This window comes from Pseudomonas sp. FP597 (assembly GCF_030687435.1).
Lineage (GTDB): Bacteria > Pseudomonadota > Gammaproteobacteria > Pseudomonadales > Pseudomonadaceae > Aquipseudomonas > Aquipseudomonas lactucae.
Window position 1 is genome coordinate 5,153,600 of record NZ_CP117432.1, and the last position, 18,580, is coordinate 5,172,179.

Genomic DNA, 18,580 nt, shown 5'->3' on the forward strand with positions numbered 1-18,580 from the left:
TCATGACCGTTTCCACAACCACAGAACGCCCAAGCCTGCGCTCCCAGCGCCTGAACCAGATTACAAACGAGCCGCACACCAAGCTGGACGCTTTGGTCAAGGCTCACGCGCCGTTTGAAACCCAGGCCAACTTCGCGCGGTTCGTGGTGGCGCAGTACCTGTTCCAGTCGGAACTGGTGGCGCTGTACAACGACCCCGAACTGATCGAACTCGTGCCCGACCTGGCCGAACGCTGCCGCGCCGAGGCCGCCAAGCTTGACCTGAGCGACCTGGATACCGAAGTGCCAGCACCGGTACCCGGCGCGGTGAAAAACCCAAGCAAAGCCGAGGCCCTGGGCTGGCTGTTCGTGTCCGAAGGTTCCAAGCTGGGCGCCGCGTTCCTGATCAAACGCGCCGTGGGCCTGGGCCTGAGCGAAACCTTCGGTGCCCGCCACCTGGGTGAGCCGGCAGGCGGTCGCGCCGAAGGCTGGAAGCGCTTTACCCGAACCCTCGACGCTCTGGAGTTCAGCGCCGAAGAAGAAGCCGCCGTGGAAAAAGGCGCGGTCGATGCGTTTGTGCGCTTCACCGTGTTGCTGGAACAGGCGTACGCTACTGCACCTGAATTGGCCTGATCCCCCAAATTGAAATGCAATTTAAGTGTGAGAGGGGCTTGCTCCGGTACAAACCATTGCCATCGGGAGCAAGTCGAATCGTCGCACCGCCCCTCCCACACTTACATTATTTCAAGCCGATTTTTTTCATACTTTGCAAATACCCATGACCGGCAAAACCCAATCCCCCTCGAAAATCGCCCAGCTCCTCTTCGGCCTGCTGGCCTATGTCAGCCTGGGCATCGGGCTGGTGGCGATTGTCATACCGGGGTTACCCACCACCGAATTCATCCTGCTGGCCGCCTGGGCCGCCACTAAAAGCTCGCCCCGCCTGAGCGCCTGGCTGGAAAACCATCGCCTGTTCGGACCGATCCTGTACAACTGGCGCAACGGCCGGATCATCGCGCGCCGGGCCAAAGTCAGCGCGACGGTGAGCATGGTGCTGTGCGCGATGTTGATGCTGGTGATGCTCGACCACGGCTGGCCGATCTACCTGGCCATTGCCGGGATGGGCCTGGGCAACCTGTGGATCTGGTCGCGCCCCGAGCGATTCGTAGCGCCCATCTGAACCCTCGGTTGCCGTAAGCCAGCTCACCCATACAGCAGGACGCGGGGGGGGTTACCGACCTGTCCAGGCCTGAACAAACTGCGCCAGATCTTCTTTCGGCGCCGTGCGCGGCGGGTTCTGCGGCGTGCCCAGGTAAAGGAAGCCAATCACCTCTTCATCCGCCGTCAGCCCCAGGCCTTGGGCGACATGGGCTGAATAAGACAACTCACCGGTGCGCCACACCGCGCCAATGCCTTGGGCGTACGCCGCCAGCAAAATACCGTGGGCCGCACAGGCAGCGGCCAGCAGTTGCTCAGACTTGGGCACCTTGAAGTGCTCCTGCAAACGCGCAATCACCACCACCACCAACGGTGCGCGCAAGGGGCCGTTCTGGGCCTTGTCGATGACGGCTTGCGGGGCGTCGGCGTCCTGCAGGCGCGCGGCTTCGGCCAGTAGCGTGCCCATCTGCTCGCGGGCGGCGCCTTCCACGGTGAGGAAACGCCAAGGCCGCAACTGGCCGTGGTCGGGCGCCCGCATGGCGGCGGCGAACAGCACGTCGCGCTGCGCCTGGGTCGGTGCCGGCTCCAGCAAGCGCGGCACGGAAACACGGTTGAGCAAAGCGTCGAGAGCCTGCATTGGCCACCTCCAGAAAAAAATGTGCGGTCATTCTAGCGGGAATGAATCGGCTATCACCAAACGATAATTGCTCTTATTCATTCCCCCCGGCCCTGTTAGACTTTGCGACCGCATTTTTCGCCTTGGTCCAGGAAACTCGATGTTCCGTTCGCTTTTTCGCCTGTCCGTCGCCTGCATGGCCTTGAGCTTGACTGCATGCGACGACGCCCCAAGGTTTGCCAAGGCCGAGCCGGGCGAAGCACGCGCGGGCGGCGCGGCGACGGTGAACAAGCGTGACCAGAACGCGTTTTCCTTGCCGTCGGCCAACCTGCCGCCAACGCGCCGCGTGGATTTCAGCGTCGGCAACAGCTTCTTTCGCAGCCCCTGGGTGATCGCGCCGTCCACCACCACCGCGCGTGATGGCCTGGGCCCGTTGTTCAACACCAATGCCTGCCAGAACTGCCATATCAAGGACGGTCGCGGCCATCCGCCGCTGCCCGACGCGACCAATGCGGTATCGATGCTGGTGCGCCTGTCGATTCCCCTGTCCAGCCAGGAGCAGCCGGCCTACGCCAAGCTCATCGAGCAGGCCGGCGTCGTGCCGGAGCCGGTCTATGGCGGGCAGTTGCAGGACATGGCGGTGCCGGGCGTCGTGCCGGAAGGCAAGGTGCGCGTCGACTACACGCCTATGAATGTCACCTTCAAGGACGGCAGCGTCGTCGAGCTGCGCAAGCCCAGCCTGCAGATCACCCAGCTCGGCTATGGCCCGATGCACCCCGATACGCGTTTTTCGGCGCGCATCGCCCCACCGATGATCGGCCTGGGCCTGCTCGAAGCCATCAGCGATGCGGATGTGCTGCGTAACACCGACGCGAAAACCGCTGATAAAGAAGCCCTCGTCGGCCACGCCAATTGGGTCTGGGACGACGCTCAAGAAAAAACCGTCCTCGGGCGATTCGGCTGGAAAGCCGGGCAACCCAACCTCAATCAACAAAATGTTCACGCGTTTTCTGGTGATATGGGCCTCACCACCTCCCTGAGACCCTTCGATGACTGCACCGACACCCAAGTGGCCTGCAAGCAGGCGCCCAACGGCAATGGCCCCGACGGCGAGCCGGAAGTCAGCGATAACATCCTGCGCCTGGTGCTGTTCTACACCCGCAACCTCGCCGTGCCCACGCGCCGCGACGTCGACAGCCCGCAGGTGCTGGCCGGCAAGAACCTGTTCTACCAGGCCGGTTGCCAGGGCTGCCATAAACCGACATTCACCACGGCGGCAAACGCTGCCGAACCTGAATTGGCCAACCAGGTGATCCGCCCCTACAGCGACCTGCTGCTGCACGACATGGGCCCAGGCCTTGCCGACGATCGCAGTGAATTCAAGGCCGGCGGCCGCGACTGGCGCACCGCGCCGTTGTGGGGTATCGGCCTGACGCAAACCGTGAGTGGCCATACCCAGTTTCTGCATGACGGCCGCGCGCGCAACCTGCTGGAAGCCGTGCTCTGGCACGGCGGTGAGGCACAAGCCGCGCAACAGCATGTGTTGTCCTTCAATGCCGAGCAGCGTGCTGCGTTGCTGGCGTTCCTGAATTCTTTATAAGCTTCGCCCCACTTACACAAGGGAGCTCGACATGTTCCGTCCCAAGTTGTTGTTCACCAGCCTTGCCGCCCTCGCCCTCGGCGCCTGCTCGCCACAAGACCCACAAGCCGTGACCTCGGCGGCAATCGCCAAACAAGTGATCCTGCCGACCTACAGCCGCTGGGTCGAAGCCGACCGCCAACTCGCCGTCAGCGCCTTGGCCTACTGCCAGGGCAAGGAAAACCTGGACACCGCCCGCGCCGACTTCCTTCACGCGCAAAAAGCCTGGGCCGAGCTGCAACCGCTGCTGATCGGCCCGCTGGCCGAAGGCAACCGTTCCTGGCAGGTGCAGTTCTGGCCGGACAAGAAGAACCTGGTAGGTCGCCAGGTCGAGCAACTGGTCGAAGCCCAGCCGCAGATCGACGGCGCCGCCCTGGCCAAGTCCAGCGTGGTAGTGCAAGGCCTGTCGGCCTACGAATACATCCTCTACGACGCCAAGACCGACCTTGCCGACGACGCGCAGAAAGCCCGCTATTGCCCACTGCTGGTGGCGATCGGCGAGCGTCAGAAAGCCCTGGCCGAAGAGATCCTGGCCAGTTGGAACAGCACCGACGGCATGCTTGCGCAGATGACCAAGTTTCCGAACCAGCGCTACGCCGATTCCCACGAGGCCATCGCCGATCTGCTGCGCGTCCAGGTGACGGCACTGGACACCCTGAAGAAAAAACTCGGCACGCCGATGGGCCGTCAGACCAAGGGCATCCCGCAGCCGTTCCAGGCCGATGCGTGGCGCAGCCAGTCGTCCCTGCAGAGCCTGGAGGCCAGCCTCACCGCCGCCCGGACCGTGTGGGTCGGCGTCGACAACAAGGGTCTGCGTGGCCTGTTGCCGGCGGATCAGAAGCCATTGGCCGACAAGATCGACGCCGCCTACGCCGCGTCCCTGAAACTGTTCGCCAGCAATCAGCGCACCCTCAACGAACTGTTGAACGATGACGCCGGGCGCCAGCAACTCAATGACCTTTACGACAGCCTCAACGTGGTTCACCGCCTGCACGAAGGCGAATTGGCCAAGGCGCTGGGCATCCAACTGGGCTTTAACGCCAACGACGGTGACTGATGATGCTCAGGCGACAGGCTTTGGCCATTGGCAGCGTGCTCCTCAGTGCACTCACATTGGGTGGCTGGACGCTGTTCAAGCAAAAAGACAAAGGTCCGCTGCTGCTGTCGGCACGGGATGATGCGGACGGCAAGCACTATGCCATGGGTTATCAGCTGGACGGCAAGCAAGTGTTTGCCACCCAGGTCGGCCAACGTTGCCACGACATCATCAACCACCCGACGCAGCCGATTGCACTGTTTGTCGCCCGTCGCCCGGGCACCGAGAGCTACCTGATCGACCTGCGTGATGGCGCCTTGCTGCAGACCATCACCTCGAACGTCAATCGCCACTTCTATGGCCACGCGGTCATCCACAAGAGCGGCGACTGGCTGTACGCCACCGAGAACGACACGTCCGACCCCGGCCGCGGCCTGCTCGGTGTGTATAAGTTCGAAGGCGAGCGGCTGGTGCACAGCGGCGAGCTTTCCACCCACGGCATCGGCCCGCACCAGGTGTCATGGATGCCCGACGGCGAAACCCTGGTGGTGGCCAACGGCGGCATTCGCACCGAAGCCGAAAGCCGTGTGGAAATGAACCTCAACGCCATGGAACCAAGCCTGGTGTTGATGCGGCGCGACGGCACCCTGATCAGCAAGGAAACGCTCAGCCAGCCCATGAACAGCGTGCGCCATATGGGCATCGCCAGCGACGGCACCATCCTGACCGGTCAGCAATTCATGGGACCGTCCCAGGAGCGTTCCGATCTGCTGGCGATCAAGCGGCCGGGGCAACCGTTCGTGGCGTTCCCGGTGGCTGATGAGCAGTTGCAGGCGATGGGGCACTACACCGCCAGCGTCGCCGTGCACAGTGAACTGCGCCTTGTAGCGCTGACGGCACCACGGGGCAACCGCTTCTTTATCTGGAATATGGACAGCGGCGAGCTGCGCCTGGATGGGCCGTTACCCGATTGCGCGGGCGTCGGTGCGGTGGCCGATGGGTTTGTCGTCACCTCGGGCCAGGGGCGTTGTCGGTTCTACGATTGCCGCCAGCAACCGTTGGTAGCCACACCGTTGGCATTGCCGGCGGGACGTTGGGATAACCACCTGCACCTGATTTAAACAAGATGGCGCCTGCCCCCAGCGCTGATCGACAAATCGAGTAGGAGGCGGATTTACATCCGCCGTCCTCTCACACCACCGTACGTACGGTTCCGTATACGGCGGTTCAGGTCATGCGGATAAGCCGTTGATCGTATCGAGTATCGAGACCAGTCCGAGCTGGTTCCACAGTTTCTTCGGCAGCGCCTGATTCATATGTGACGCTCCCGAGTTCCACCAAGGACCTCTGCCATTGAACGCTGATGTGCAAGCACGTCCTTCATGGATCCCCAGGCGCATCAGGTTGCGCGCCCTCGTAGAGGGCCGCTTCCATTGACGCCAGACGACACATCGAAGCTTACGTCTTACCCAACCGTCCAATTCTTCGAGTGGTTTCCTGCTCTGGCTGAGCTTGAAGTAACCCGCCCAACCACGCAGCACCGGGTTGATCCGCTCAATGACGTTAGCCATCTTGTGGCCCCGGGCTTTACGCAGCAGTGCTCTGAGCCGATCGCGTAGGCGATCCAGGCTCATCGTCGCCACTCTTAGTCTCGGCTGTTGGTGCCAGCTCATCCCATAACCCAAGTAGTCACAGGCCCAGGGCCGTGCCACACGGCTCTTTTCCTGATTCAACGTCAATTTCAGGTGTTGATTCAGGAAGCGTTCAACCCCGGCCAGCACACGCTCGCCTGCGCGACGACTACGCACATAAATGTTCGCGTCGTCGGCATAGCGTACAAAGCGGTGGCCCCGTCGTTCCAGTTCACGGTCGAGTTCGTTGAGCAGGATATTCGACAACAACGGCGAGAGCGGACCGCCTTGCGGCGTCCCCTCCTGCCGTCGGCTGGCGATCCCACCCGACATGACTCCAGCCTCGAGGTAGCGACGGATCAGCCTGAGCACTCGCTTGTCTTCGACTTGACGTTCGATGCAGGCCATCAATACATCGTGGTTGACTCGATCAAAGAACTTCTCAAGATCAAGCTCCACGCACCAGCGGTTCCCCGCCGCCACATGGGCGCGAGCTGTTTCGATAGCTTGGTGAGCGCTTCTGCCCGGACGAAAGCCGTAGCTGTAATCCGAGAACAGAGGGTCGAAGATCGGTGTGAGCTGTTGCAGCAAAGCCTGCTGGATCAGGCGGTCCACTACACTGGGAATGCCCAGCTGTCGCGTTCCTCCCTTGGGCTTGGGGATTTCAACGGCGCGTACACCTTGCGGGTGATACTCACCGGCCAGCAACCGAGCCTTGAGGATCGGCCAATACTGATTCGTGTAGTCCGCCAATTGCTCGACCGTCATGCCATCGGCACCCGGCGCGCCCTTGTTGCTGACCACACGGTGATACGCACGCTTGAGGTTGACGGGTGCGAGCACCCGCGCCATCAGCGTGTCCGGCTCCGCTTTCGTCCGCGCCACAGACGCCGCCGATACCTCTGCGCTGTCAGCCGTCATCCTCGGATACTGTCCGGAACTCGGAGTAACAGTTTTCTCTGGGAGAAATTTCTGCATTTCGGTATTCAACGAGACTCTGACGCCTACCGGCGGCATAACCTGTTCAGCCCTTGATGACGTGGTTATTCGTCACTTACTACGGCCTCGGCTGACTTCTGCAGGTTCATCCCGTCGCCTCTCGACGCCCGGTAGCACAGTGGCAAACCTACAGATCTCCCAGGGTAATTCGCGCGACCTTCCTGCTTATGCCTGTCGGATCTACGTCGTAGCGTTCCGTGCAAGTATTGGGCTTTAACGATTTGCGCCGTCTTACCCCGCTACGCCGCCTCTATCCGCTTCCTGTTCGTCAGGCCAGCATTTTGCCTCGGGCTTCCTTCAGATTCGCAGTCACCCGCGACACCCTTGCCTCTGGCTAACACTTCCCCTTGCCGGGTGTGTAGAGGACTTTCACCTCCAAGTCACCAGCGTGGCCACCACAGCCAAGCTGGTTGCGCTTACGCGCAACGCGCCATGCCTGGCGCACGCAAAAAAAAGGGCCTCGCATCGCAAGGCCCTTTTCGGGTGGTTTCAATCGTTTCAACTCTGCGGCCTCATTCCTTGAGACAGGCCAAACATGAACAGCAGCAGCTCGTGATCAGGCTTGGCCGCCACACTCGCCTTGGCAACGCGCGGCAGCAAACATTGCGCGCCGTCCTGCGTTGCACTGAGTACCTGCGTGCGAGGCTGCTCCCACGCGGCCAGGGCCAGGGCTGCAACGCCCAACGCCCCCACCAGGAACACACCTCGTGCTATTTCTAGCTTCATTTGGTTAAACCCTTGATAGCGCTGCCAAACGCCGTCTCATAAAAGTAGCTGAGTTTTTGCCAGTCGCTATCGCTCCACGACGAATGGCGGCGCAGTTGCCGCATATCATGGGACGCCGCCCGATGAGCGGTCAGGCGCTGGCGACACTTCTCAAAATCCAGCAGGGCCACTTCCACATTGGCCGCGTCGCCCTCGCCGGTTACCCGCACAAAGATGTGCTTGATATACAGGCAACCGTGCTGCCAGCGCCCTTTATGCATACGCGCCAGGGTGCCGGCCAATTCCTTGAGGACACGCTCGTGCACCCGCTCGCCGTAGCGTTCACGGCCACCGCCGGCGTACCAGTGTTCAATTTCTTCGAAACCGTCGAGTGACGCAGTCACCAGCAAGGCCTTCCACTGGTGCTCGGCATCACGCCGTGCCTCGCAGAACACCAGCTCAGGCACGCGCACATCCAGCAGGCGCAGGCCCTTCAGGGCATCTCGCTCGCGCAGCACGGTGGGACGGCCGAACGGGTGCAGCCAACTGCGGTAGATGTGGCCGGTCTGGCGCTTGCTGTAGAGCAGGCGGCCGTTGGCGCTCGTTACGCGCTGCACACCACTCTCACCGCCGCGTCGACGGTTGGGTTCCTCGACCCATTCGCCTTGCTGGCGCCAGAAATAATCAAAGCGTTCCTCTGGAGCTACGTGACTGCCTGCTACGCACTCAACTGCCATCCTGTTACCTCTTGCGTAATACGTACACTCGCCACATGGCGTAGAGCGGTATGAAGTCCAGGGACTCCTGAACACGGAAACCGGCTTCCTCGAATTCTGCTTCGACGGTAGCAGCCGGTAACACAAACCGGTTTTGGTAACTTTCCTGCTCACCTTTTTTGCGACGCTGGCCTTCCAGGCGCTTGCGTTTCCACGCTTTGAAATTGCCGTCGACCCACAGCGAAACAATTACGCTGTCACGGGTAACCCGCTGAAACTCGCGCAATATCGCCATTCGGTGCGCCGGATCACCAATGTGGTGCAGCAGGCGCATGCAGAAAATGCTGTCGACCGAGTTATCGGGCAAATCGATATCAAAGGCAGATGTCTGCAAGGGCCGTACCCGTTTCACCACCTGCGCCGGTTGGGCGACAGTCGCGACTTTCAACATCGAGGCCGAATTGTCGGCACCGATGATCACTCGGTTGGGTTTCTCAGCCAACAGCGGCCAGAAACGCCCGGCACCACACGGCAAGTCCAGCACCAAGCCCGGCTCACCGGCCATCGCCAGGGCGCCACGGGCCAATTGCTCATCGCGTTTATGGGACAAGCGACGCGCCAGACTGTCCTGATGCTTGAGCAAATATTCCCGGGCGTGTTCGTCGTCGTACTTTTCGGAAAATTCGAGCTTGATGGGGTTAGGCATCACTGATCTCCAGTTACTGATGCCTACAACCTTAAGCAGCGCACTGTGATCAACAGGTCAACCGTGTGTGAAAAACTTGTCCTGTCCAATCCCATACATTTCAAGACTTTACAAGCACAAACAGTAGCATGGGGCCATCTTCGCCGAATTGCGGGTAGGTCTGGCAGGATAGCGGCAGAGGGCAAGGTCAGGCCTTGTCCGGCCCCAGTTCGACGTGGAAGCGGCAGCCGTTGGGCTCCATGGTGCTGAGGCTGACGCTCCAGCCCTGGTTCTCGCAGATACGCTGCACCAGCGACAAACCGAGCCCCAGGCCATCCCCGCGTTTTTCACTGCCGCGTACGAACGGCTCGAACATCGCTTCGCGCTTCTCTTCTGGAATACCCACCCCGCTGTCCTCCACCACGAACCCGCAGGGCTCCAGGGTCAGCCGGATAAAACCTTGCTCGGTGTAGTGCAAGGCGTTGCGCAGCAGGTTGCCCATCACCGCGTGCAGAAAGGTGGTGTTGTAGCGCGTGTCCAGTGGCTGGCCCGGCTGGTAGATCAGCTCAAGGCCCTTGTGTTCGATTGGCTCACGCCAAATGCCGAGCAAGTCCTCAGCCACCTGGCTGAGGGTCACTTGGGGCGACATCGACGCATCGTTATGCTGAGCGCGGGCCAGCATCAGGAAGGTCTGCACCAGCTCGCGCATCTCTTCGCAGGCACGGGCAATGCGCTGCACCTGGTTACGCCCGCGCTGGTCGATGGCCGGGTTTTCCAGCAACAGCTCACAGGAGCTGGCCAGCACCATCAACGGCGTGCGCAATTCGTGGCTCACATCGCTGGTAAACAACTGCTCGCGCGACAAGGCCGCGCGCAGCCGCCCCAACGTGGCGTCGAACGCCACCGCCAGCTCGCCCACTTCATCGGCCGCATAGTCCGGCGCCAGGGGCGGCGCCAGGCCCAGCAACTGGTCGCGGTGACGCACCTGGCGGGCCAGGCGCACCACCGGCGCCATCACCTTGCGCGCCAGCACCCAGCCGAGGAACACCGCCAGCGCCAGGCTGAGCACGAAGCCCACCAGCACCACGGCGAACAGCACGCGCTCACGCTCTTCGAAATCGCTCTGGTCCTGCAACAGCACATAGCGCCGGCCATCAATGACTTCGACCATGGCGTGGTACGACAGTGATTCGCGGAACACTTCGTGAAAACCTGGTTCCAGGTGACGCAGGTCCTTGGGCAATTCAAAGTCACCCGGCCCGCCGCTGAAATAGAACAATTGGTCCGGCTCGGGTCGGTGGCGCCAGTCTTCGACCGTGTCCATCAGCAGCAAGCGTTGCAAGTCACCGCCAAGGCCCGCCGAGATCAACTTCTCTTCCACCAGGTGCACGGTCGCGACGATGCCCATGGCGAAGGCACCCGCCACCAACGCACTCATCAAGGCAAAGGCGATGATGATCCGCTGGGAAAGGCTTTGCTTAAACTCCATCACGCCCCTCGGCCAAGCGATAACCAACGCCGTGCACCGTCTGCAGTAACGGCTTGGCGAAGGGCTTGTCGATGACTTGGCGCAACTGGTGGACGTGGCTGCGCAGGCTGTCGCTGTCCGGGCAATCGTCGCCCCATAGCGCCTCTTCCAGGATTTCGCGGCGCAGCACGTGAGGACTTTTTTGCATCAGCACCGCCAGCAGCTTGAGGCCGACCGGGTTGAGCTTGAGCAGGCGCCCTTCGCGGGTGACTTCCAGGGTGTCGAGGTCATAGCTCAAATCGCCGACCTGCAAGGCGCGGCGGCCGCCGCCCTGAGCACGGCGCAGCACGGCTTCGATACGCGCGGCCAGTTCCGACAGGGCAAACGGTTTGAGCAGGTAATCATCGGCGCCAGACTTGAAGCCCTGCAACCGGTCGTCCAACTGGTCACGAGCGGTGAGCATGATCACCGGTGTGTCGCGACGTGCGTCTTCGCGCAGGCGCTTGCACAGGGTGTAGCCATCGATACCGGGCAGCATGATGTCGAGCACGATCAGATCGTAATGCTCGGTGGCCGCCAGGTGCAGGCCCGACAAACCGTCCTGCGCACAGTCCACGGTGTAGCCCTTGAGGCCCAGGTAATCCGCCAGGTTGGCCAGAATATCGCGGTTGTCTTCAACCAATAAAATTCGCATGGGCAGTGTCTCCGTACGCGGTAACGGCCGTGTTGGCTCGCGCAGCTTAAGGCCAAGCGGGGCTCAGGGATAGACCACGGAAGGCTATCGATATAGGTTTTCAACCGATATTTCAATCGAACGAGATTTTCACTATATCTTCACAGGCTGACCACAGTGGCACAGAGAAAATCGTCACCCATTGCCTCTTGGTATGCCTTTCAAAGGCTGACAAATCTGGCTTGCCTGCGCGGGGCTGCGAAACGGCCCCAGATAAAGCCACCGTGGAGCTCCAGATGCATTTAGATCGCCTGATTTGGGGTGGCTTCGCCACCAGCGCGGGGCAAGCCCGCTCACTACAATGGCTTCTGCGCCCCGAAATCTCGCGGTGGTTATTTGTTCCATTAAAAAGCCCCGCCTGCATCACTGCAGGCGGGGCTTTTTCAGTACAGGGGTAAGGCTGGCTTACATCATGCCGCCCATGCCACCCATGCCGCCCATGTCTGGCATACCGCCGCCAGCCGAGCCTTCTTTCTTCGGTGCATCAGCGATCGCCGCTTCAGTGGTCAGGATCAGACCGCCGATGGAGGATGCTGCCTGCAGCGCCGAACGGGTCACCTTGGTAGGGTCCAGGATGCCCATTTCGATCATGTCGCCGTAGACGCCCGTCGCAGCGTTGTAACCGTAGTTACCCTTGCCGTTCTTGACTTCGTTGACCACAACGCTTGGCTCGTCGCCGGAGTTGGCAGCGATCTGACGCAGCGGTGCTTCAACGGCGCGGCGCAGTACCGCGATACCGACGTTCTGGTCTGCGTTGTCGCCGGTCAGACCGGTGAGGGCTTCCAGAGCACGGATCAGCGCAACGCCACCGCCAGGTACCACGCCTTCTTCGACGGCTGCGCGGGTTGCGTGCAGGGCGTCTTCAACGCGGGCTTTCTTCTCTTTCATTTCAACTTCGGAACCGGCGCCAACCTTGATCACCGCAACGCCGCCGGACAGCTTGGCCAGACGCTCTTGCAGTTTTTCACGGTCGTAGTCCGAGGAAGTCTCGGCAACCTGGGCACGGATCTGGTTGATGCGCGACTGGATGTCGCCTTCAACGCCAGCACCGTCAACGATGATGGTGTTTTCCTTGGAGATGGTCACGCGCTTGGCGCTGCCCAGGTTTTCCAGGGTGGCGCTTTCCAGGCTCAGGCCGATCTCTTCGGAGATAACGGTACCGCCGGTCAATACGGCGATGTCCTGCAGCATGGCCTTGCGACGGTCGCCGAAGCCCGGAGCCTTGACGGCTGCGACTTTGACGATGCCACGCATGTTGTTCACAACCAGCGTCGCCAGGGCTTCGCCTTCAACGTCTTCGGAGATGATCAGCAGTGGACGGCCGGCTTTGGCCACGGCTTCCAGCACTGGCAGCATTTCGCGGATGTTGGAGATCTTTTTGTCAACCAGCAGGATCAGCGGGCTGTCCAGCTCGGCAACCATGGTTTCTGGTTTGTTGACGAAGTACGGGGACAGGTAGCCACGGTCGAACTGCATGCCTTCTACAACCGACAGTTCGTTTTCCAGGCCCGAGCCTTCTTCAACGGTAATCACGCCTTCTTTACCGACTTTTTCCATGGCTTCGGCAATGATGTCGCCGATGGAGCTGTCGGAGTTGGCGGAGATGGTACCTACCTGGGCGATAGCCTTGGTGTCAGCGCATGGCTTGGACAGGTTTTTCAGCTCGGCGACGATGGCGATGGTTGCCTTGTCGATGCCGCGCTTGAGGTCCATCGGGTTCATGCCGGCAGCGACGGCCTTGTAGCCTTCGTTGACGATGGCCTGAGCCAGAACGGTGGCGGTGGTGGTGCCGTCGCCTGCGTCATCGTTGGCACGGGAGGCAACGTCTTTGACCAGCTGCGCGCCCATGTTTTCGAAACGGTCTTCCAGTTCGATTTCTTTGGCGACGGAAACGCCGTCCTTGGTGATGGTCGGAGCGCCGAAGCTCTTCTCGATGATCACGTTACGACCTTTCGGGCCCAGGGTCGCTTTTACTGCGTCAGCCAGGATGTTGACACCGGTGAGCATTTTCTTGCGGGCGGAATCGCCGAATTTAACTTCTTTAGCAGCCATGATCGATATTCCTTAAATACTTTGTAGTAACGGGAAAATGAGCGGGGAAATCAGTCTTCCAGTACGGCGAGAATTTCATTCTCAGCCATGACCAGCAGGTCTTCGCCGTCGACTTTCACAGTGTTGCTGCCGGAGTAAGGGCCGAAAACAACCTTGTCACCCACTTTCACGGCCAGGGCGCGGACATCACCGTTTTCCAGGGTCTTGCCTGGGCCCGCAGCGACGATCACACCGTGGTTGGCTTTTTCAGCAGCCGAACCTGGCAGAACGATGCCGCCAGCGGTTTTCTTTTCTTCTTCGCTGCGACGGATGACGACGCGGTCGTGCAGAGGACGAAGCTTGCTCATTGTCGATCTCTCCTAATTGTGTTTTTCATCGGCCGGTATCAATTCCGGCGGGTTAAATTCCGGCGGTGCCGGTCGCGGTTCGCTGGGCGAAACGCGGAAGTCTGTCTAGTGTCACCACCAGAAACCTTGCGGTGACCGATACATAAGGGCGCATAAGCTGATTACAAGGGGACGCAGATGAAATTTTTTGTGTCTGCGGCCGGGAAAATGCAACACGGCACCCGAAGGTGCCGTGCCAATGAAGCGGTTATTTGCTGTCGCGGTGTTCGAACTCGCCTTCGATCACATCGCCTTCACGCCCCAACGGCTGGCGTGGAGCCGGGCCGCCACGGGGTTGCAGGTCGTCGGCGAACGCACGTTGGCGCAGCGCCGCCTCTTCGGCGCGCTGGCGCATCTTGCCGGCCAGCAGTTTGCGGGTGAACGGCAGCAACAGAAACAGTCCGACCACGTCGCTGACAAAACCCGGCAGGATCAACAGACCACCGGCCAGGGCCATCATCAGGCCTTCAAGCATGGTCTGGGCCGGCAGTTCGCCGCGGTTCAGGCTTTCACGGGCACGCAGCGCCGTGGCCAGGCCGGCGACGCGCAGCACCAGGACGCCGAGCATCGAGCCCAGGATGATCAGCAACAGAGCCGGGAAAAACCCGATCGCGCTGCTGACTTGAACGAATACGAACAGCTCCAGCACCGGGAACAGCAGAAAGAGCAATAAAAAAGGGCGCATCAAATGGTTCCTCAACGCAAGAATGCCTTGCCAGTACACACTAGATGACGCCACCCCTGCCTGAATTCAAGCTGAAGCCGGTTCTTTTTTCGGCCAGGCCTCGGCATGGGCCAGTGAAACCAGGGCTTCGCGCACTTGTGTCGGAGTGTTGCAGGGCTCGGCGAACGGCAACCAGTGCAGCGCCTGGCCGATGCGCAGGTGCATGCCCTCGCTGTCGATGCCGGCCAGCTGTGCCGGCTCGCTGACAGATAATCCCGCCAAGTCGACGTAATGGGCGATGGCCTGGGCATGATCAGTGTTCATGTGTTCGACCATGCTGCGCTCGGCCTTGCCGAAGAACGGGTTGGCCAGGGTCAACTGATCGACCCAGTGAATCGCCCCGAACCCGCCTATATAACGGTGACGGACCGGCTTGAGCACCCAGAAGTCGAAATCGTGGGCCTTGTGATAGTTGGCCGAATCGGGGAAGTAGCGGTAATAACGCTCGGCGGCCGCCTCGATGGCGACGGCGTCCGCCAGCTTCTCGGCTTCGGCCAGATAGGTCAGGCGCCCGACGGCCTGCACATCATCCGCCTCGCGCTCCCCTACCAACAACGAGCACTTGGGATCCTGCCGCAGGTTGTGGGTGTGCTGGGCGATGCGGCTGATCAGGATCAGCGGGCGGCCCTGCTCGTCCAGGCAATACGGCACGACCGAGCCGAAGGGAAAGCCGGGCATGGCCTTGGATAATGTGGAGAGAGCCCCACGGTATTCCTTGAGCAACAGCTCTCGGGCGTTCCTGGCAACCTGTGCGCTCAACGTTTGACTCCTCGGGTAATGGTCCACCCACAGTCTATGGGAATGGATCTCAACTCAAGGTAATCAATATACGCGCCGGTTGCCAGAAGGTCTGTGTTACCAGGCGACGCCGAAGCCTGCGGTGTAGCGGGTCTTGCTCAAGCTGCTTTCGGAGTCGCCGCTGATCACGTCGCGCTCGGCCTTGAGGTTGAGCGATGCCCACTCGGTGACCTTGTAGCGCAGGCCGACTTCCGCATCCAGGGAGTAATCGGCGGGTGCATCGATAGGCTTGCCCAATTCGCCGTTGGTGAAGAACTCGACGGTCTTGCCCACCAGGTAGCGGTTGTAGTTCCACTTCATGGCCAGCGAATAGAAGTTGTCCTTGCCGCCGTCGGCATATTCGTAATCGGTGCGGTTAACCAGCGAGCCCAGGGAGAACGCGCCCAGTTCATCGTCCCAGAACTGGTAGCCCGGGCCGGTACCCACGGTGCGCTGGCGCGCGAGGTCTTCTACCTTGTCGCGCTTGTAGGTCAAGCGACCTTGCCAGAACCAGTGTTCGGTGATGAAGCGGTCGAGGTCGTATTCCAGTGCCCAGTTGTCGGTGGTGGTCACATCGTCCTGGAATTCGCGGTTGTATTCACCCTGACCGGTATGACGCCATTGGCCATGGCGGGCAGTGGTCTTGAAGTCGATGTCGTAGTCGTTGGTGTCTTTCTCGGCACGTTTGTAGTCCAGTGCCATGTCGACATTGCCCTTCCACACCAGGTCTTCGATCACAGGCTTGGGCTTGATGATCTGCTGGATGCTCGCCAGGTCGACGGTCTTGGGCGCCTCGCCGTTGGCCAGCACTACTTTGCCGTCATCCGCCGCTTGCAGGGATTTGGCCTTTTCACCGGTGTAGGCATCTTGCTTGACCAGCAGTTCCTGGTCGCTTTCCAGGGTTTTGACCTGCTTCCAGTCCACCGGGACAGCGCCGGCGTAATCGGTCTGAATCAGCAGTTTGCCGCCGTCGAAGACCTTGATCTTGCCGGTCAGGCGGTCACCGTTCTTCAACCAGACGGTGTCTGCGAGCAAGGGCGTTGAGGCGCTGAAAACAGCAAGGCACAGCAGGGTTCTGGACAACATAAGCGGATTCGAGGCTCGGAGTTGGCGAAAAGAGGGCATTATCGTGTTAGATAATGGCTTAGCAAGCACTGACTCAAGGATCCGGCATGAGTTCAATGCTCAGCGCGATGTTTACAGACGTTTCTTACAAGAATGCCGACGATTTCAACGGATAGCCTCACAGTGAACGACCCTGCCGAAAACCCCGCCGAAATGCGCCGCACCGCGCTGTACCTGACCTTGGCGCAAGTACCCGAAGGCTGCGTGGTGAGTTACGGCGAGCTGGCGCAACTGGCGGGGCTGGGCCGCGCGGCGCGCTGGGTGGGACGGACCTTGAGCCAACTCCCCGAGGGCACTCGGTTGCCCTGGCACCGCGTGTTGGGCGCCGGCGGTCGGATAAGCCTGCCGGTGGGCAGTGCCTCGGGCGACGAACAACGCGCGCGTTTGCGCGCTGAAGGCATTACGGTCCGCAATAATCGCGTGGATATTCAGCGCCATGGCTGGCGCCCGGTAGAGCACAGCGGTTAGAGTGCGCGCTTTGTTTCCGCAAACCTGAGGCAGACTCCAGCCCATGCCCCGTAAAACCTGGCGCGCCGCGCTCGCTGCCTATGCCAGCCCCTCGACGTTAGTTCTGTTGTTGCTCGGCTTTGCCGCCGGCTTGCCTTACATGTTGGTGTTCTCGACGCTTTCGGTGTGGCTGCGTGAGGCCGGTGTGGCCCGCGAGACCATCGGCTATGCGAGCCTGATCGGTTTGGCGTACGCGTTCAAATGGGTCTGGTCGCCGCTGCTCGACCAATGGCGCCTGCCACTGCTGGGCAAACTCGGACGCCGTCGTTCCTGGCTGGTGCTGTCCCAGTCGCTGGTGATCCTCGGGTTGATCGGCATGGGCTTCTGCGACCCGCAGAAACACTTGTCCTGGCTGATCGCCATTGCCGTCATCGTCGCCTTCGCGTCCGCCACCCAGGACATCGCGGTCGACGCCTATCGCCTGGAAATCGCCGACGACAGCCGCCAGGCCGCCCTGGCCGCCAGCTATATGTCCGGTTATCGCATCGCCGCCCTGCTGGCCACGGCCGGTGCTCTGTTCTTTGCCGAAGGCTTCGGTTCCACCGGTTTCAACTATAAGCACGCGGCGTGGACCGGCACCTATGTGCTGTTCGGCGTGCTGATGGTCCCGGCGCTGCTCACCACGCTGTTCATGCGCGAACCGAACGTGCCGCTGCGTACCCAATTGCAGGCCGGGCGCTACAGTTTCGTGCATCAGTTGGTGTCGGTGTTTGTGCTGATCGTATTGCTGGTGTCGGTTCCGGCGATGTTTACCCAGTTGTTCAATACCGATTTCGCCAGTGTGCTGTTCCAGGGCGTCAGCCTGTGGGACCTGCTGATGGAAGACCGTGCCTTCCTGCGTGCCATCCTCTATATCACGCTGACGGCGCTGTGCCTGTCGGCCATGGGCCGCCGCGGGCTGGCACCGGTGCTGACGCCGGTCAATGACTTCATCCTGCGCTACCGATGGCAGGCGTTGCTGCTGCTGGGGCTGATCGCCACCTATCGCATGTCCGACACCGTGATGGGCGTGATGGCCAACGTGTTCTACATCGACCAGGGTTTTACCAAGGACCAGATTGCCGGGGTCAGCAAGATCTTCGGCCTGATCATGACCCTGCTCGGCGCCGGCATGGGCGGCCTGCTGATCGTGCGTTTCGGCATCCTGCCGATCCTGTTTATCGGCGGCGTGACCTCGGCCGGCACCAACCTGCTGTTCGTGATGCTCGCCGACCGGGGCCCGGACCTGCAGATGCTGATCTTCACCATCTCGCTGGATAACTTCAGTTCGGGCCTGGCGACATCGGCCTTCGTGGCCTACCTGTCGAGCCTGACCAACCTCAAGTTCTCCGCCACCCAATACGCACTGCTCAGCTCGATCATGCTGTTGCTGCCGCGTCTGATCGGCGGGTATTCGGGGGTGATGGTGGAGAAGTTCGGCTACCACAACTTCTTCCTGATCACTTGCATACTGGGAGTGCCGACGCTGCTGCTGATTGCGTTGCACTGGTATCAGGAGAACCGGCGGATCAAATTGAATCCGCCCGCCGAGGACTGATTTTTGGGGGCCCTTTAAAAGCCAGACCGCGGCGCCCCCATCGCGAGCAAGCTCTGCTCCTACAGACAGCCCTACATTCTGATGCCTGTACGGCGGCAGTTTGCGCCC

At 61.0% G+C, this 18,580-nt stretch carries 19 protein-coding genes; 7 read left to right on the forward strand and 12 right to left on the reverse strand.

Annotated features, from left to right (window positions below; translation table 11 throughout):
- Nucleotides 1-2: 2 nt before the first annotated feature.
- Nucleotides 3-611 (forward strand): biliverdin-producing heme oxygenase, encoded by a 609-nt coding sequence (locus PSH66_RS23615; RefSeq protein WP_141063364.1) that lies wholly within the window; start codon nt 3-5, stop codon nt 609-611.
- A 145-nt stretch (nt 612-756) separates the two neighbouring features.
- Entirely contained in the window at nt 757-1,158 is a 402-nt protein-coding gene (locus tag PSH66_RS23620; RefSeq protein WP_003175861.1) for a YbaN family protein, read from the forward strand.
- Between the two features lie 51 nt (nt 1,159-1,209).
- On the opposite strand, the gene PSH66_RS23625 is transcribed toward PSH66_RS23620, so the two are convergent.
- Complete coding sequence (locus PSH66_RS23625; RefSeq protein ID WP_003175862.1) at nt 1,210-1,773, reverse strand: NAD(P)H nitroreductase; 564 nt, start codon at nt 1,771-1,773, stop codon at nt 1,210-1,212.
- Between the two features lie 139 nt (nt 1,774-1,912).
- Here PSH66_RS23625 and PSH66_RS23630 point away from each other — a divergent pair, with 139 nt between their 5' ends.
- The 3 genes from PSH66_RS23630 to PSH66_RS23640 are packed head-to-tail and all read left to right on the forward strand — an operon-like array spanning nt 1,913 to nt 5,548.
- On the forward strand, nt 1,913-3,352 hold the full coding sequence (locus tag PSH66_RS23630; protein ID WP_305427735.1) for a di-heme oxidoredictase family protein: 1,440 nt from the start codon (nt 1,913-1,915) through the stop codon (nt 3,350-3,352).
- Nucleotides 3,353-3,383: 31 nt separating this feature from the next.
- Complete coding sequence (locus tag PSH66_RS23635; RefSeq protein ID WP_003175864.1) at nt 3,384-4,448, forward strand: imelysin family protein; 1,065 nt, start codon at nt 3,384-3,386, stop codon at nt 4,446-4,448.
- A 2-nt stretch (nt 4,449-4,450) separates the two neighbouring features.
- Nucleotides 4,451-5,548, forward strand: coding sequence for a DUF1513 domain-containing protein (locus PSH66_RS23640; RefSeq protein ID WP_305429647.1), 1,098 nt, complete (start codon nt 4,451-4,453; stop codon nt 5,546-5,548).
- Between the two features lie 111 nt (nt 5,549-5,659).
- Here PSH66_RS23640 and ltrA read toward each other — a convergent pair whose 3' ends face one another.
- From ltrA to PSH66_RS23695, 11 genes are all read right to left on the reverse strand, one after another.
- A complete protein-coding gene (gene ltrA, locus PSH66_RS23645; protein WP_305427415.1) occupies nt 5,660-7,075 on the reverse strand; it encodes a group II intron reverse transcriptase/maturase in 1,416 nt (471 codons plus the stop codon).
- A 480-nt stretch (nt 7,076-7,555) separates the two neighbouring features.
- Nucleotides 7,556-7,783, reverse strand: coding sequence for a hypothetical protein (locus tag PSH66_RS23650; RefSeq protein ID WP_042945223.1), 228 nt, complete (start codon nt 7,781-7,783; stop codon nt 7,556-7,558).
- Nucleotides 7,780-8,499 (reverse strand): lipopolysaccharide kinase InaA family protein, encoded by a 720-nt coding sequence (locus tag PSH66_RS23655; RefSeq protein WP_003175867.1) that lies wholly within the window; start codon nt 8,497-8,499, stop codon nt 7,780-7,782. The genes PSH66_RS23650 and PSH66_RS23655 overlap by 4 nt, the downstream gene beginning before the upstream one ends.
- Before the next feature lie 4 nt (nt 8,500-8,503).
- Nucleotides 8,504-9,184 carry a class I SAM-dependent methyltransferase gene (locus PSH66_RS23660; protein ID WP_003175868.1) on the reverse strand — a complete coding sequence of 227 codons (681 nt, stop codon included), beginning with the start codon at nt 9,182-9,184 and terminating at the stop codon, nt 8,504-8,506.
- Between the two features lie 187 nt (nt 9,185-9,371).
- Nucleotides 9,372-10,652: a HAMP domain-containing sensor histidine kinase gene (locus PSH66_RS23665; protein ID WP_003175869.1), complete on the reverse strand. Its 1,281-nt coding sequence runs from the start codon at nt 10,650-10,652 to the stop codon at nt 9,372-9,374.
- Entirely contained in the window at nt 10,642-11,325 is a 684-nt protein-coding gene (gene colR, locus PSH66_RS23670) for a two-component system response regulator ColR (RefSeq protein ID WP_003175870.1), read from the reverse strand. Before colR ends, PSH66_RS23665 begins: the two co-directional genes overlap by 11 nt.
- Before the next feature lie 444 nt (nt 11,326-11,769).
- Nucleotides 11,770-13,416: a chaperonin GroEL gene (gene groL / locus PSH66_RS23675; RefSeq protein ID WP_003175873.1), complete on the reverse strand. Its 1,647-nt coding sequence runs from the start codon at nt 13,414-13,416 to the stop codon at nt 11,770-11,772.
- Between the two features lie 50 nt (nt 13,417-13,466).
- Nucleotides 13,467-13,763 carry a co-chaperone GroES gene (groES, locus tag PSH66_RS23680; RefSeq protein WP_003175874.1) on the reverse strand — a complete coding sequence of 99 codons (297 nt, stop codon included), beginning with the start codon at nt 13,761-13,763 and terminating at the stop codon, nt 13,467-13,469.
- 247 nt (nt 13,764-14,010) lie between these two features.
- On the reverse strand, nt 14,011-14,487 hold the full coding sequence (locus tag PSH66_RS23685; protein WP_003175875.1) for an FxsA family protein: 477 nt from the start codon (nt 14,485-14,487) through the stop codon (nt 14,011-14,013).
- 66 nt (nt 14,488-14,553) lie between these two features.
- Nucleotides 14,554-15,285 carry a HugZ family protein gene (locus PSH66_RS23690; RefSeq protein WP_305427736.1) on the reverse strand — a complete coding sequence of 244 codons (732 nt, stop codon included), beginning with the start codon at nt 15,283-15,285 and terminating at the stop codon, nt 14,554-14,556.
- Between the two features lie 96 nt (nt 15,286-15,381).
- Nucleotides 15,382-16,389 carry a DUF481 domain-containing protein gene (locus PSH66_RS23695; RefSeq protein ID WP_042945227.1) on the reverse strand — a complete coding sequence of 336 codons (1,008 nt, stop codon included), beginning with the start codon at nt 16,387-16,389 and terminating at the stop codon, nt 15,382-15,384.
- A 132-nt stretch (nt 16,390-16,521) separates the two neighbouring features.
- Between PSH66_RS23695 and PSH66_RS23700 the strand changes: the two genes are divergently transcribed.
- Together PSH66_RS23700 and PSH66_RS23705 are read left to right on the forward strand one after the other, a co-directional pair.
- Nucleotides 16,522-16,896 (forward strand): MGMT family protein, encoded by a 375-nt coding sequence (locus tag PSH66_RS23700; RefSeq protein ID WP_003175878.1) that lies wholly within the window; start codon nt 16,522-16,524, stop codon nt 16,894-16,896.
- Between the two features lie 43 nt (nt 16,897-16,939).
- Nucleotides 16,940-18,472 (forward strand): AmpG family muropeptide MFS transporter, encoded by a 1,533-nt coding sequence (locus tag PSH66_RS23705; RefSeq protein WP_003175879.1) that lies wholly within the window; start codon nt 16,940-16,942, stop codon nt 18,470-18,472.
- Nucleotides 18,473-18,580: the final 108 nt, after the last annotated feature.

What these genes read in the sequence shown, in the direction of transcription:
- PSH66_RS23615 (WP_141063364.1), top strand. Translation starts at nt 3, where the DNA reads ATGACCGTTTCCACAACCACAGAACGCCCAAGCCTGCGCTCCCAGCGC.
- PSH66_RS23625 (WP_003175862.1), bottom strand. Translation starts at nt 1,773, where the DNA reads ATGCAGGCTCTCGACGCTTTGCTCAACCGTGTTTCCGTGCCGCGCTTG.
- PSH66_RS23660 (WP_003175868.1), bottom strand. Translation starts at nt 9,184, where the DNA reads ATGCCTAACCCCATCAAGCTCGAATTTTCCGAAAAGTACGACGACGAA.
- PSH66_RS23695 (WP_042945227.1), bottom strand. Translation starts at nt 16,389, where the DNA reads ATGTTGTCCAGAACCCTGCTGTGCCTTGCTGTTTTCAGCGCCTCAACG.
- PSH66_RS23685 (WP_003175875.1), bottom strand. Translation starts at nt 14,487, where the DNA reads ATGCGCCCTTTTTTATTGCTCTTTCTGCTGTTCCCGGTGCTGGAGCTG.
- PSH66_RS23705 (WP_003175879.1), top strand. Translation starts at nt 16,940, where the DNA reads ATGCCCCGTAAAACCTGGCGCGCCGCGCTCGCTGCCTATGCCAGCCCC.
- PSH66_RS23620 (WP_003175861.1), top strand. Translation starts at nt 757, where the DNA reads ATGACCGGCAAAACCCAATCCCCCTCGAAAATCGCCCAGCTCCTCTTC.
- PSH66_RS23665 (WP_003175869.1), bottom strand. Translation starts at nt 10,652, where the DNA reads ATGGAGTTTAAGCAAAGCCTTTCCCAGCGGATCATCATCGCCTTTGCC.
- PSH66_RS23640 (WP_305429647.1), top strand. Translation starts at nt 4,451, where the DNA reads ATGCTCAGGCGACAGGCTTTGGCCATTGGCAGCGTGCTCCTCAGTGCA.
- PSH66_RS23650 (WP_042945223.1), bottom strand. Translation starts at nt 7,783, where the DNA reads ATGAAGCTAGAAATAGCACGAGGTGTGTTCCTGGTGGGGGCGTTGGGC.
- ltrA (WP_305427415.1), bottom strand. Translation starts at nt 7,075, where the DNA reads ATGCCGCCGGTAGGCGTCAGAGTCTCGTTGAATACCGAAATGCAGAAA.
- PSH66_RS23655 (WP_003175867.1), bottom strand. Translation starts at nt 8,499, where the DNA reads ATGGCAGTTGAGTGCGTAGCAGGCAGTCACGTAGCTCCAGAGGAACGC.
- groES (WP_003175874.1), bottom strand. Translation starts at nt 13,763, where the DNA reads ATGAGCAAGCTTCGTCCTCTGCACGACCGCGTCGTCATCCGTCGCAGC.
- PSH66_RS23635 (WP_003175864.1), top strand. Translation starts at nt 3,384, where the DNA reads ATGTTCCGTCCCAAGTTGTTGTTCACCAGCCTTGCCGCCCTCGCCCTC.
- PSH66_RS23630 (WP_305427735.1), top strand. Translation starts at nt 1,913, where the DNA reads ATGTTCCGTTCGCTTTTTCGCCTGTCCGTCGCCTGCATGGCCTTGAGC.
- PSH66_RS23700 (WP_003175878.1), top strand. Translation starts at nt 16,522, where the DNA reads ATGCCGACGATTTCAACGGATAGCCTCACAGTGAACGACCCTGCCGAA.
- colR (WP_003175870.1), bottom strand. Translation starts at nt 11,325, where the DNA reads ATGCGAATTTTATTGGTTGAAGACAACCGCGATATTCTGGCCAACCTG.
- groL (WP_003175873.1), bottom strand. Translation starts at nt 13,416, where the DNA reads ATGGCTGCTAAAGAAGTTAAATTCGGCGATTCCGCCCGCAAGAAAATG.